This window comes from Novosphingobium sp. KACC 22771, assembly GCF_028736195.1.
Lineage (GTDB): Bacteria > Pseudomonadota > Alphaproteobacteria > Sphingomonadales > Sphingomonadaceae > Novosphingobium.
Genome location: NZ_CP117881.1, coordinates 1,655,875 through 1,669,239, shown reverse-complemented (window position 1 = coordinate 1,669,239; position 13,365 = coordinate 1,655,875). Strand labels below are relative to the sequence as shown.

13 protein-coding genes are annotated in these 13,365 nt (G+C 63.7%); 5 read left to right on the top strand and 8 right to left on the bottom strand.

Annotation, left to right across the window (positions count from 1 at the left end; translation table 11 throughout):
• The first annotated feature begins 87 nt into the window (after window positions 1–87).
• Entirely contained in the window at window positions 88–1,170 is a 1,083-nt protein-coding gene (gene recF / locus PQ467_RS07690; protein WP_274175905.1) for a DNA replication/repair protein RecF, read from the top strand.
• 34 nt (window positions 1,171–1,204) lie between these two features.
• On the opposite strand, the gene fabG is transcribed toward recF, so the two are convergent.
• Genes fabG through PQ467_RS07675 form a run of 3 tightly spaced genes read right to left on the bottom strand, consistent with a single transcriptional unit; the run spans window position 1,205 to window position 3,750 of the window.
• A complete protein-coding gene (fabG, locus tag PQ467_RS07685) occupies window positions 1,205–1,945 on the bottom strand; it encodes a 3-oxoacyl-[acyl-carrier-protein] reductase (RefSeq protein ID WP_274175904.1) in 741 nt (246 codons plus the stop codon).
• 3 nt (window positions 1,946–1,948) lie between these two features.
• Window positions 1,949–2,884 carry an ACP S-malonyltransferase gene (fabD, locus tag PQ467_RS07680; RefSeq protein WP_274175903.1) on the bottom strand — a complete coding sequence of 312 codons (936 nt, stop codon included), beginning with the start codon at window positions 2,882–2,884 and terminating at the stop codon, window positions 1,949–1,951.
• Window positions 2,885–2,922: 38 nt separating this feature from the next.
• Window positions 2,923–3,750: an LD-carboxypeptidase gene (locus tag PQ467_RS07675; RefSeq protein WP_274175902.1), complete on the bottom strand. Its 828-nt coding sequence runs from the start codon at window positions 3,748–3,750 to the stop codon at window positions 2,923–2,925.
• A gap of 115 nt (window positions 3,751–3,865) precedes the next feature.
• On the opposite strand from PQ467_RS07675, the gene PQ467_RS07670 reads away from it, so the two are divergent.
• Window positions 3,866–5,272, top strand: a complete 1,407-nt coding sequence (locus PQ467_RS07670; RefSeq protein WP_274175901.1) for a glutamate ligase domain-containing protein — start codon at window positions 3,866–3,868, stop codon at window positions 5,270–5,272.
• A gap of 61 nt (window positions 5,273–5,333) precedes the next feature.
• Here PQ467_RS07670 and PQ467_RS07665 read toward each other — a convergent pair whose 3' ends face one another.
• Window positions 5,334–6,362, bottom strand: a complete 1,029-nt coding sequence (locus PQ467_RS07665) for a DUF6976 family protein (RefSeq protein ID WP_274175900.1) — start codon at window positions 6,360–6,362, stop codon at window positions 5,334–5,336.
• Entirely contained in the window at window positions 6,334–6,816 is a 483-nt protein-coding gene (locus PQ467_RS07660; protein WP_274175899.1) for a hypothetical protein, read from the bottom strand. Before PQ467_RS07660 ends, PQ467_RS07665 begins: the two co-directional genes overlap by 29 nt.
• On the opposite strand from PQ467_RS07660, the gene PQ467_RS07655 reads away from it, so the two are divergent.
• Together PQ467_RS07655 and PQ467_RS07650 are read left to right on the top strand one after the other, a co-directional pair.
• Window positions 6,786–8,390: a globin-coupled sensor protein gene (locus PQ467_RS07655; RefSeq protein WP_274175898.1), complete on the top strand. Its 1,605-nt coding sequence runs from the start codon at window positions 6,786–6,788 to the stop codon at window positions 8,388–8,390. The genes PQ467_RS07660 and PQ467_RS07655 overlap by 31 nt on opposite strands.
• A 96-nt stretch (window positions 8,391–8,486) precedes the next feature.
• Window positions 8,487–8,882, top strand: coding sequence for a hypothetical protein (locus PQ467_RS07650; protein ID WP_274175897.1), 396 nt, complete (start codon window positions 8,487–8,489; stop codon window positions 8,880–8,882).
• A 25-nt stretch (window positions 8,883–8,907) separates the two neighbouring features.
• Here the strand turns inward: PQ467_RS07650 and PQ467_RS07645 are convergent, their stop codons facing one another.
• The 3 genes from PQ467_RS07645 to PQ467_RS07635 form a co-directional block, all read right to left on the bottom strand.
• Window positions 8,908–9,840, bottom strand: coding sequence for a DUF808 domain-containing protein (locus tag PQ467_RS07645; protein WP_274175896.1), 933 nt, complete (start codon window positions 9,838–9,840; stop codon window positions 8,908–8,910).
• A 44-nt stretch (window positions 9,841–9,884) separates the two neighbouring features.
• On the bottom strand, window positions 9,885–11,213 hold the full coding sequence (locus PQ467_RS07640; RefSeq protein WP_274175895.1) for an alginate export family protein: 1,329 nt from the start codon (window positions 11,211–11,213) through the stop codon (window positions 9,885–9,887).
• Window positions 11,214–11,322: 109 nt separating this feature from the next.
• Window positions 11,323–11,976 carry a glutathione S-transferase gene (locus tag PQ467_RS07635; RefSeq protein WP_274175894.1) on the bottom strand — a complete coding sequence of 218 codons (654 nt, stop codon included), beginning with the start codon at window positions 11,974–11,976 and terminating at the stop codon, window positions 11,323–11,325.
• A gap of 145 nt (window positions 11,977–12,121) precedes the next feature.
• Between PQ467_RS07635 and PQ467_RS07630 the strand changes: the two genes are divergently transcribed.
• Window positions 12,122–13,342: a polyhydroxyalkanoate depolymerase gene (locus PQ467_RS07630; protein ID WP_274176111.1), complete on the top strand. Its 1,221-nt coding sequence runs from the start codon at window positions 12,122–12,124 to the stop codon at window positions 13,340–13,342.
• Window positions 13,343–13,365: the final 23 nt, after the last annotated feature.

Below are 13,365 nucleotides of genomic sequence, written 5' to 3'. Positions count from 1 at the left end.
AGGCGCGCCGCATGGTGCAAAATCCCAAGCCTTCGCATTTTTCACCAAGGCTGGCATGGCTCGCGCAATCCGGCTACAGCGCGGCCCATGGCGCTTGATCGCATCCGTCTGGGCTGGTTCCGCAACCACCGCGCCACCGCGCTGGAGGGGACGGGCAAGTTCAACCTGCTGGTGGGCGAGAACGGCGCGGGCAAGACCAATATCCTTGAGGCGATCTCGCTGTTTGCGCCGGGGCGCGGACTGCGCCGGGCCGCCCTGCCCGATATGGCGGGTCAGGCGGGCGATGGGGCCTTTGCAGTCTCGGCCGATCTGCTGCGCGATGGCGCGGGGGTGCGTTTGGGGACAGGCACCGCGCCGGACAAGCCGGGCCGCCGCATCGTGCGCGTCAATGGCGCGGATGCCAGCGCGCTGTCGCTGTCGGAATGGCTGGGCCTGTTCTGGCTGACCCCTGCGATGGACCGGTTGTTCATGGATTCGCCAGGCGGGCGGCGGCGCTTTGTGGATCGCTTGGCGCTGGCGCTGGACCCGGCCCATGCCGCCCATGCCGCCCGCACCGAGGCCGCGATCCGCGAGCGCAACCGCCTGCTCTCCGCCCCACAGGAGCCTGATGCGCGCTGGCTGGACGCCATAGAGGCGCAGATTGCCGAGGCGGGCGGCGCGCTGGCAGGCGGGCGGGCGCGGTTGATCGAGGCGCTGAACGCCAAGCTCGAAACCCTGCCCCCCTCGCCCTTTGCGCGGCCTGCGTTGACCTATCAGGCGGGCGGGCGGATTGCGGCGGCGGATCTGGCGCAGGCGCTGCGCGACCAACGCCGCCGGGACCGCGCGGCCCAGCGCACATTGACCGGGCCGCATCGCGATGACCTTGGCGTGACCATGGCGGCGAAAAATCAGGCGGCGGCCGAATGCTCAACCGGCGAGCAAAAGGCGATGCTGATTGCCATCACGCTGGCCCATGCGGAATTGTCGGGCGATGCGGAGCGCCCGCGCCTGCTGTTGCTGGATGAGGTGGCGGCCCATCTCGACCCGATCCGGCGCGGCGCCTTGTTTGAAAGGCTGGAGGGCGGCGCGGCGCAGGTGTGGATGACCGGCACGGAAACCGCGCCCTTTGATGCGCTGGCCGGCAAGGCGGCGCAATGGCACGTGGCCGAGGGCAGCGTGACAAAAGGATAGGGCGGAGCGCCTGAAACACCCCGCCCTTTTGACATCAGGCGAACATTGCCATCCCGCCGTTCACATGCAGCGTCTGGCCCGTGACATAACCGGCTTCCTTGCTGGCAAGGAAAGCGACCGCCGCGCCAATATCCTGCCCCTCGCCCATGCGGCCCATCGGGATGCGACCGTTCAGCGCTTCCTTCTGGGCATCGGGCAGGACGTCGGTCATCGCCGTGCGGATAAAGCCGGGGGCCACGCAATTGACCGTCACATTGCGGCTCGCCAGTTCCTGCGCGAGGCTCTTGGACGCGCCGACAAGGCCCGCCTTGGCGGCGGCATAGTTGATCTGCCCCGGATTACCCGTCGCGCCCACGACCGAGGTGATGTTGATGATGCGGCCAAAGCGGGCCTTCATCATCGGCTTGGTCGCGGCGCGCATCAGGCGAAACGCGCCTTCAAGATTGATGCGGATGACGGCATCCCACTCATCATCCTTCATGCGCATGGCGAGGTTATCGCGCGTAATCCCGGCATTGTTGACCAGAATGTCCAGCTTGCCCAGACCGGCCACAGCGGCGGGGATCAGCCCTTCCACGCTGTCCTTGTCCGACAGATCGGCCACCAGACACACATGATCGCCGCCAAGTTCGGCCGCAAAGGCCTCCAGCTTGGCCTGGTTGCTGCCCGAGAGCGCCAGACGCGCGCCCTGCCCGGCCAAAGCCTTGGCCACCGAAGAACCGATGCCGCCCGATGCGCCCGTCACCAGCGCGGTCATACCCGTCAGATCAAACATCGCTCAAATCTCCTTCAGCAGCGCTTCGATGTCGGCCATCGTCACCACGCTGGTAATCTTTACGTCCTTGATGGTGCGACCGATCATCGGGCCAAGCACCTTACCGCCCAGTTCGACGAATTCGGTAACGCCCGCCGCCTGCATGGCGATCACGCTTTCGCGCCAACGCACCCGGCCGCAAACCTGTTCGACCAGCAGTTTTTGCACCAAGGCCGGATCGGTCACGACATCAGCGGTCACATTGGCGAACAGCGAGACCGACAGAGCGCCCGGCGCAGTCTTCGCCAAAGCCTCGGCCATCGCATCGGCGGCAGGCTGCATCAACGGGCAATGGAAAGGCGCCGACACCGGCAGCGCCACGCCGCGCTTGATGCCATGCTCCTTCACCAAGGCAATCGCCCGCTCAATCGCGCCCTTGTGGCCGGAAAGGACAACCTGACCCGGATCATTGTCATTGGCCACGGTGCAGACTTCGCCCTCAGCCGCCGCAGCGGCCAGTGCCGAAGCCTTCTCAATATCCGCGCCCAGCAAGGCCGCCATCGCGCCCACGCCCACCGGCACCGCCGCCTGCATGGATTGCCCGCGCAGTTTCAGCAAACGCGCCGTATCGGCAAGGCTGAAAGCCCCCGCCGCACACAGCGCCGTATATTCACCCAGCGAATGCCCCGCGACAAAATCGGCCTTGTCGGCCAGACGGATGCCGCCCTCGGCCTCCAGCACGCGCAACGTGGCGATGGCATTGGCCATGATCGCGGGCTGCGCATTCTCGGTCAGCGTCAGCGCGTCTTCCGGCCCTTCGGCCATGATCGCGGAGAGCTTCTGGCCCAGCGCGTCATCGACCTCTTCGAACACTTCGCGGGCCACGGCGCTGGCCGCTGCCAGCTCGACGCCCATACCAACCTTCTGGCTGCCCTGACCCGGAAAAACGAAAGCCCGCATTGCGCGATAATCCCTGAAAAATGCAAAGTGGGCGCGGGTTATTGCGGATGGACGCCAGTTGCAAGACCAAACGGAACGACGTGGTTATCCGCATCATGGCCGATATCCGCCCTGCCCAGATAGGGAATCGCATGGCGCGCGCACCAATCGGCCACGATTTCCTGCGCCTCGGCGCCAAAGGGCCGGTCGTTGTCGGGCACATCCGACACCCGCCCCAGCCGCACCCCCGCCACGCCGCCCAGATGCGCGGTCACATGAAACATCAGCCGGTCAATGGCATAGAGATGTTCACTGACCTCCTCGATCATCACCACATGGCCCGCCAGCCCCGGCATGATCGGCGTGCCCGCCAGCATGGCCAGCGTGGTCAGATTAAACGCCGCCACGGGATGCTTCTCGTCCGCCAAAGATGGCTCAAGCCCTTCGCGTTCGCCGGTAAAATAGCCCAGAGCGCGACGCAGGGCGGCCTCTCCCCCGTCGCGGCGGCCATCGGCCACCATCGGACCATGGCATACCCGCCCCACCCGCGCGCGATAAAGCGCGCCCAGCAAATAGCCCATGTCGGAATAGCCCATGTAGCACTTGTGCGCCGCCGCCGCGCCCAGTTGCGCCACCGCGTTTTGGGCAATTCGATTGCTGCCATAGCCGCCGCGCGCGAACCACACCGCGTCAAACGCCGGATCATTCGCGCATTCCAGAAAAGCGGCGAGCCGCAAGGCGTCATCCCCGGCAAAATGCCCTGCCGAGGCATAGCATTGGGGGTGAATATGGACGCTGGCCCCATAGTCGCCCGCGATCGCCTCCACGCGGGCGGCATCTTCGGGCGTGATCGGGCAAGCGGGGGCGCAAATGGCTATGCTGGTCATGAGTTGGGGGCATAAAGCATCGCGCAAAAAAGTGGGAAACGGTTTTTTGCCTTTAGCAATGCGACAGGCAAAGACGCCGGTTGCTTCTCTTCGCGCCACATCCTAACCCGCGCGGATGGACAAAGATGCGCTCATTTCGACCCAGTGGTTTTTTTGTGGCATTGGCGGATCGGGCATGTTGCCGCTGGCGCTGATTTTGCGGGGCATGGGCGCGCAGGTGGCCGGATCGGACCGCAGCCGGGATCAGGGCCGCACCCCGGAAAAATTCGCCTGGCTGGAAAGCCTTGGATTTGAACTGTTCGCTCAGGACGGCAGCGGGATGCGCGATGGGGCGCAGATCCTTGTCGCCAGCGCGGCGGTGGAGGACAGCGTGCCCGAGGTCGTGCGTGCGCGCGAATTGGGCTGTGTGCGGATGAGCCGGGCCGAACTGCTTTCAACCCTGTTCAACGCCGCGCCCATGCGGATCGCCATCGGCGGCACCAGCGGCAAATCGACCGTGACGGGCATGACGGGCTGGATCATGACGCAGGCGGAATGCGACCCCACGATCATGAACGGCGCGGTGATGAAAAATTTTGTCGCCCCCGACGCGCCCTTTGCATCGGCGCGGGTGGGCGCGGGCGGCGTGTTCGTGTCCGAGGTGGATGAGAGCGACGGTTCGATCGCGCTCTATAATCCCACTGTGGCGGTGCTCAACAATGTCAGCCTCGATCACAAGAGCTTGGAAGAGCTGCGCGATCTGTTCGGCGATTTTATTGCCCGCGCCGATGTGGCCGCCGTCAATATCGACGATGCGGAAAGTGCAGGTCTGCTGGGCCGGGCGCGGCGGGCGGTGACGTTTGGGTTGAACAGTGAGCAGGCCGATATTGGCGTTGTCGCGGGATCGATCGTGGAAACGCCCACGGCTATTGCCGCCACGCTGATCGACCGGCGTGATGGGGCGACCTATTCTATGGCGCTGGCTGTGCCGGGGCGGCACAATCTGGCCAATGCGCTGGCGGCGCTGGCGGCGACGGATGCGGCGGGCGTGCCGCTGGCAAAGGGCGTGGCGGCGCTGGCGGGTTTTACCGGCCTTGCGCGGCGGTTCGATATTGTCGGCACCAGCGCGAAGGGCGTCACCGTGATCGACGATTTCGGCCATAACCCGGACAAGGTGAGCGCGACGCTCAAAACGCTCAAAGCCCATCCGGGGCGCATTCTGGCGTTTTTCCAGCCGCACGGCTATGGCCCGCTGCGGCAGATGGGGCATGAATTGGCCCAAACCTTTGCGCAACTGCTTGCGGGCGAGGATCAGGTGATCCTGTGCGATCCGGTCTATTTCGGCGGCACGGTGGACCGCACGCAAGGGTCGCAGCGGATCGTCGATCTGATCGGAGGCCGGGCGCGCTATATTCCCGCACGCGATGAAGTGGCGGCCTATCTGGCGCAGGAGGCGCGCCCGGGCGACCGCATTGTGGTGATGGGCGCGCGCGATGACACGCTCACACTCTTTGCCCGGGACCTGTTGAAGCAGATCGGATAAGACGCAAAAAAGGGGCGCGGGGGGAGACGGTCCCGCGCCCCTTTTCGCATCAGACGGGAATTCAGATGACGCGCACCTGAACCAGCGTCTGGTTGACCAGTTGATAGGCGATTTCGCCAAAGGTGACGGGACCGGCCACACCGCCCACCGTCTTGCCCTCCAAATCGCCAAACAGATAGTTGAGGATGCAATTGCACGACCACATCGTGCCGTCATGCTCGTGCTGGGCAAATTGCGCCGCAAAAGCCGAGGGGTAATCGGCAACCGGGGCGGCAAAGGCATAATCGATGCCGGGAAACACCGGGGCGTAAAGCGCAACCGCCGTATCGCCCACCGCGCGCAGCGAGGCGTTGATGCGCGCACCCGAATAATCGCCCACCAGCGGCAATTGGCCGCCTTCCAGCCCGCGTTCGCGGATGTAATCGGCAAACAGGCGCTTTTGCCCGTTCACGATCACATCATGGGGCGAGAAACTGGCTTCTTCAAAGTGCAAGGTGTCGATGCCATCGGCCGAAAAGATGTTCACGATCTCGACGATGGGCATCATGCCTTCGGGCAGATGGATATGCAGCACCGCCGCGCCATCGCTCTGCGCGCCCTTGCCCGAACCATCATAGACATAGGCGCTTGCGCCTTCCTCGCCCAGATCAAAGCCCGCGATCCAGCCCACCGTGGGCTTGAGGAAAGCCAGCGGATATCCGCCCGCTTCCTTGGCAAAGCGTTGGTGGGCGGGCGATTGAAACGGCAGAATGGCAAGAGCAAAGCCGTGTTCGGGCGCTTCCTGGGTGATGTCCTGCAGGCTTTCGGCATCGTAAAGATGCGCCGTGACCGCGCCCAGTCCCGAAAAATCGGTTACGAAAACGCGCTGGACATCAATGACCTCGCCGCCCTGCGGCGTCAGGAAATAGGGCGTGGTGCCCCCGATCCAGTTGCCGGCGGGCAGTTGGTCCAGCGCCTCCTTGCGCCCGGCAATCGCCAGAGGCGCGCCCGCGCGGATCAGGGCAATGGCATCATCCAGCGCAACCAGCGCATTGATGCGCCCGGCCGTCGCGCCAGCGAAGTCAGATGGAGCTAAGCTGTGCGATTTCATTGGCCAGTCCTCTTTCCCATTTCACAAAGAAATCATAAACTTCATCCGCCTTTTGTGTGGGCGAAAGCTTGCTCATTTCAAGGCGCTGGCTGAGCATTTGTGCGCCAAGGTTGGTGGTTCGCAGCTTTTTCAATCCGCCATTGGCCAATTTTTGCCAGCATGGCGCCGATTTGGATGGCAGGGCCATTAGGTTCCCCTTCGCAAGTCTGTTTTTGAGTTGCCAGCCCCGATTAACGCCACGCTTTTTAGATTCGCCTGAAAACAGGATCGGTATTCCATCGTAATTGGCGCGCATGACCGAAAAGACAGGTTGATAAGTAGCAACGCCTAAAAGTGCCCCGACGGATGTTAAACCACATCTCTCTAAACAAATCGCACTCTCACACGAAGTATTCGTCGAGCCATTGACTACGAGGGATAGCGATGAAAAACTTGCAATCGAAAGATCAAACAAGCAGCACGAAGACTCTCGAATTGCGGGTGCAATTTTTCGAAGTCGGGCATGACGACTACAAAGCCTTCTCACGAATCGCCCGTTCTCTGCGCAAATTCGCACCGGCTGCGCTCGACCGGTTCTATGGCCGCGTGGCGCGCACGCCCGCGATCGCCAATTTTTTCCCCACCAGCACCGCCGCACGCGGCGCGCGGGACAAACAATTTGCCCATTGGGTCGATCTGTTCGAAACAAACGCCGATGGCCTGAACCAATCCTATTTCCAGCGCGCCAGCCATATCGGCGATGTCCACGCCCGCATCGGGCTGGAGCCGACATGGTATACCGGCGCCTATGCCACCATCCTACAGGATGTGATCAAAGGCATGGTCGGCCATTCACTGGCCGGCCGGTTGGGCGGGCGGGCGATGGCCCAGGATATCGCCACGCTGGTCAAACTGGCCATCATGGACATGGACATCGCGCTGGGCGCCTATTTCCGCGCCGAAGAGGCCAAGCGCCAGAGTGTGGTGGACAGCCTTTCCGACGCGCTTGAGGCCATGGCCAATGGCGATATGACCCATACGTTGACCGACCTGCCCGATGGATACGCCAAATTGCAGGCCGATTTCGAGGCCATGCGCCACGCGGTCAATTCGGCATTGAACGGTGTGACCTCGGCGGTGGAAACGATCAGCGCCGGTTCGGCCGAAATTCGCAGCGCCTCGGACAATCTTTCCACCCGCACCGAACATCAGGCCGCCACGCTGGAGGAAACCACCGCGGCGATGAACAGCCTGACCCATGGCATCAACGATGCCGCGCAAGGCGCGAGCCGCGTCGAAATCAGCGTCAACGAAGCCCAGGACGAGGCGCAAAAGGGCAGCCAGGTGGTGCGCGAGGCCGTGGGCGCCATGGCCAGCATCGAGAATTCCGCCCGCGAGATCACCCAGATCATCAACGTCATCGACGGCATCGCGTTTCAGACCAACCTGTTGGCCTTGAACGCAGGGGTCGAGGCGGCACGCGCCGGAGACGCGGGCAAAGGCTTTGCCGTGGTCGCCAATGAAGTGCGCGCGCTGGCCCAGCGCAGCGCCGAAGCGGCCAAGGACATCCGCAGCCTGATCGGCACCAGCGTCGATCAGGTGACGCGCGGCGTCTCGCTGGTCGATCAATCGGGTCAGGCGTTCACGCGCATCACCGGCAAGGTCGCCGACATCGCAAGCCTTGCCATCACCATCGCCAGCCTCAGCCGCGAACAGGCGGGCAATCTGGTGCAGATCAACGAATCGGTGGGCGACATCGACCGCAACACCCAGGCCAATGCCGCCATCGCCGAAGAGGCCACCGCCGCCGCGCGCAGCCTTGCCTCGCAGGCGCAGGAATTGTCGCAACTGGTCGGGCGGTTTCGCATCGAGCGCGCGGCGGGCCACAGCGCCGGATCGCTGGGCGGTCTGTCATCGTCCGCCCCGATCCCCCTGCCCCGCGCCAAATCGCCGCCCCGGCTGGTTCCCGTGCCGCGCAGCGATGGCGCCCTTGCCATTCAGCCGACCCCGGAGCCGACAGGCGAGGCGGATGACTGGGCCGAATTTTAAACCCGGCCCGGAGCTGAAAAAGCAGGGCGCGGATCTTAATTTCTCCGGTTTTCCCCCGTTCTAATGGATGCCGAGAGGAAATGCCGGAGCCAAGCCATGCTGCTGAATACGATCGAGGATACAGTAGTTTACGTCCCCCGCGCCGAACGCGTCAGCTTTGACCTGATGGTGCGCGCCCGCTTTGGCGAGTATCGCGGACCGGCCCTGATGAAAAACCTGACCTGCGGCGGGGCGCGGGTCGAGGGCATCGCGGGGCTGCGCTGCGGCGACAAGGTGACGCTGTGCCTGCCCTTGCTGGCGCCCAAGGAGGCGACCGTGATGTGGCTGCTTGGCGATGACGCCGGGCTGGAGTTCGACCGTCCGCTGCATCCCGACATTTTTGAGGATCTGGTGCTGCACCATGCCAGTCGGCGCGAAAGGACCGACACCGACCGCCTGACGCAAATCAACAATCGTTATGAACGCGAAGAGGCCGAAAACCTGCCGCATTGATCAAAGGGGCCGCAAGGCCCCTTTTTCACGACCGCCGCAAAAGAGCGGGCAATCCGTGCAGAACCCCCACAACGACCATCCCCACCGCCAATCCGGCCAGTCCGGCCATCGCCGCCCCCGCGATCCAGCCAAGCGCCGCACCCGCCGCCATCTCGACCGCATGCGCCGCGCCATGCTGCCAATGGGCGGGCGCGGCAAGACCCAGTTGTTCGCTGCCATGCAGCAGAATGCCGCCGCCCACCCACAGCATCGCCGCCGTGCCAACATTGGCCAGCAGCGTCAGCAAGGGCGGCGTGCCCTGCACCAGCGCTCGCCCGACGGCCCGGCGCAGCCCCACCGCGCCCCGCGCCAGATGCAGGCCGATATCATCCGCCTTAACGATCAGCGCGACCACGCCGTAAACCAGCACCGTGATGCCTACGCCCACAATGCCCAGAATGACCGCCCGCTCGACCAGCGGTTTATCCGTGACCTCGGCCAGAGCGATGGCCATGATTTCAGCCGACAGGATCAGATCGGTCCGCACAGCGCCCTTGACGCGCGCGGCCTCAAACGCCCTGCCGTCGCCCGCCGGCCTGTCCGGCGTTTCGCCATGCGCTTCGCCGCCCAGCTTCTCCAGCAGTTTTTCCGCGCCCTCATAGCACAGGAACAGCCCGCCCAGCATCAGCAGCGGCGTGATCGCCCAGGGCAGCAGCGCCGACAGCGCCAGCGCCAGCGGCAGCAGGATCACCAGCTTGTTGAACAGGCTGCCCCGCGCGATGCGGGCGATGACGGGCAACTCGCGGTCGGGGGTAAAGGAGGAGACATAGGCAGGCGTCACCGCCGCATCGTCGATCACCACCCCCGCCGCCTTGCTGCCCGCCTGCGCCACACCAGCCGCCATATCGTCCAGCGAAGCGGCGGCCGCCTTGGCAATCATCGCCACATCATCGAGCAGCGCGATCAAACCCACCGACATAATTCACAGCCCCCTGCGACAGGCGGCCGATCACGCCGCCAAATTCAGAAATAACCGATCAGATTGAACGACACATAGCGCGTATCGCCGCGCCGTCCATTGGGCGCGTTTTTCATAAACGCACCACGCGCCAAATAGACCCCATCAAATTCAAAACGAAGTCTTTTCGGCTTTACCCACCAGCGCAACCGCGTATCGAACTGATGGCCCGCGAAATCGCCGCTGCGCCCGGTGGCGTCGCGAACATTGGTGGTGGAAAAGCTGTCATGGCTGTCGGCCAGCCACAGCCCGCGCCAGCCGATAAAGGCATCCAGACGTGCACTCGGCGTGACCTCGACGCGCAGGCCCGGCGAGGCGATATTGGCGCGGCCCACGGCATTATACAGGCCGCTGGGCGCCAGATCGCCGCGACGAAAGCCGAAGAGCGAGTCAAAATGACCATAAGTGCCCGAGGTGCCGTCGCCGCTCGCCCGATCAAATTCGGCCAGCACATGCGGCTTCCACTTGCCCGCCCAGCTATAGCCCAGCGAGGCGCGCAGGAAGGTTGCGCTGGCCGTCAGCGTGGCGGCATTGGCGGCAGTGCTGGCACTGACATGGCCCCATTGGTAAATGCCCTCAAACCCCGCGTCCCAATGGCCCGGGCGCGGATCAAGCCCCGCGCGCAGGCCCAGATTGTTGAGCGAACGATCGCGGGTGGGATGGCCGGGCGCGTCGCGCTCGCCAAAATGGATAAAGCTGATTTCGGACAGCAGCGGACTGCCCTTGCGCTGATGCGCCAACACGCCGCCGGTCAGCGCAATATTCGCATTCTCCGAATCCAGGGCAAAGCGGTTGTCGCGCAGCGAAACTCCATCATCGGGCAGCCGCAGATGCGGCATCAGATAGATCAGCGTGGAAGTATAACCGCCCGGCATCGCGGTGGTCGCAATCGCGCCAGTATAGGAATTGGTGGAATTGCGATAATCGTCCGAGGCGATCAGACGCCCCGAGCCGATACGCGCCAGCATCCGCCCGGCCTGAAGCGTGGTCTTGGTTCCCTTGCCCAATGCCGCGCCCAGATCGGCCATGACATAGGCCTGTGCCGGCTCCATCACATTGACGTCATTGGTGGAAAGCGGGGTGCCGGGATTGGCGTTCCATTCCCGGCTGTCATAGATTTCGCCGACAAGCTCAATTGGCCCATGTTTCCAATCGGCGCGCAAAATCGTGCGCAGGCCCGGCAACTGATCGCTGGCATTGCCGCCCGCGCGCGGCTGGCCCTCAATGGCCTCGTAGCGCGCGCGAATGCTGCCTGAAATTTGCAAACCATCCTGCGCGCGCGCATCGGGCGCCCAGCCCAAAAGCCCCAGGACGGCCAGAACCCTGAATTTCATCACCCGATATTCCCCCCAATGGGCGCGCTCAATAAGGGGCGAATATTACAATCCAAAGCGCTAAAATGCTGGCCCGCGCCGTCTGCGTAATTCTATCGAGAGGCGCGTTTCAGAATTCGACATCCAGGTCTTCAAACTCCTCCGCCTCGGCCAGCGCGGCCTCGCGCCAAGCCACCATCGGCGCCCATGCGGCAATGGTCTGGCAATAGGCGGCGCTGGGCGCGCTGAGCCCCACGGCATAGGAGAGGAAGCGCGTGGTGACCGGCGCATACATGGCATCGGCAATCGTGGGCGCGGCGCCGAACAGGAACGGGCCGCCATATTTGCTCAAACATTCCTGCCAGATCACCTCGATCCGCTCGATATCGGGCCGCGCGCCGGAAAAGACCGGAAACTTTTCATGCCGCACTTTCAGGTTCATCGGCAGGGCCGAGCGCAGATTGGTAAATCCGGAATGGATCTCGCCGCTGATCGAGCGGCAATGCGCGCGCGCGATGCGGTCTGCGGGCAGCATCCGGGCATCGGGATAAAGCTCGTTCAAATATTCGGCAATCGCCAGCGTATCCCACACGCTGGCTCCCTCATGCGTCAGGCGCGGCACCAGCACCGAGGGGCTGAGCAGCAGCAGTTCGGCGCGGTCGGCCGCGTCATTTTCGACCCGCTGTTCATCGACCTCCAGCCCGGCCAGTTGCGTCAGCAGCCAGCCGCGCAGCGACCATGCCGAATAGGTTTTGCTGGAAATGGTGAGCGTTGCCTTGGCCATGACTCGCTTCCTCTCTGCGCTGTTCTCGCTTTTGCAGCATAAACTCTTGCCAAGCGCAATGACGCAGCGCAGCATCAGCCGATAATTCCCCATGGCGGCGATGCGAATCGCGGTCTGGGGCAAAAGAATGGGTGGAGCCAAGCCGATGCTTTATCAGGCCTATCAGACCTATTGCGACATGATGGAGCCATCACGGCGGATGGCGGCGCTGGCTCTGGAGGCGCGTGATCGGCTCTGGCCCTGGGCGGATGTGTGGGCTTGGCCGCGCCGGGCTCATGCGCTGTGTGCGACTCACAAGCTCTCGACCATCACCCACGCCCGCCCCGATTTCGGGATCAAAGAGGTGCGCGTGGGCAATGCGCGCGCGGCCGTGCGCGAGGAAGTGGCCCTTGAGCGGCCCTTTGGCAATCTGATCCATTTCGCCAAGGACGAGGTGATGACGCCCCAGCCCAAGATGCTGGTGGTGGCGCCGCTGTCGGGCCATTACGCCACGCTACTCTCCCATACGGTCGAGGTGCTGCTGCGCGATCACGATGTCTATCTGACTGACTGGAAAAACGCCCGCGATGTGCCACTGGCCGAGGGGCGGTTCGGGCTGGAGGATTACACCGATTACCTGATCCATTTCCTGCGCGAACTGGGCCCGCGCAGCCATATGCTCGCGGTGTGCCAGTCCTGCGTGTCGGCGCTGGCGGCCGTGGCCGTGATGAGCGCCGAACGCGATCCGGCCACCCCGCGCAGCCTGACGCTGATGAGCGGGCCGCTGGATGTGCGCGAGGCGCCCACGGTGGTCAATGAACTGGCCAATGCCAATACGCTGGGCTGGTTCGAGGCCAATCTGATTTCGCGCGTGCCTTCGCGCTACAAGGGCGCGGGGCGTCGGGTCTATCCCGGCTTCCTTCAGCTCACCGCCTTTATGTCGATGAACCTTGGCCGCCATTTCGGGCAATTCCGCAAGCTCTATCAGGCCCTTGTCGATGAACGCGAGGCCGAGGCGAAGAAGATCGCCGATTTCTATGATGAATATATGGCAGTGCTGGACCTGTCGGCGGAATTCTATCTCGAAACCATTGATCAGGTGTTTCAACAGGCCACATTGGCGCGGGGCGAGATGATGCACCGGGGCCGCCGCATTGATTGCGCCGCCATCCGCCAGACCGCCCTGCTGACCGTCGAGGGCGAGCGCGACGATATTTGCGGCGTGGGCCAGACGGCCGCCGCGCATCAGATGTGTTCCTCGCTGCGCCCCCATTTGCGGCGGCATCATTTGCAGCCGGGCGTGGGCCATTACGGTGTGTTTGCCGGTTCGAAATGGGAAAAGCAGGTCTATCCGCAGGTGCGCAACATGGTGCTGGCGATGAGTTAATCTATCCGCGCTGCGACTATAGG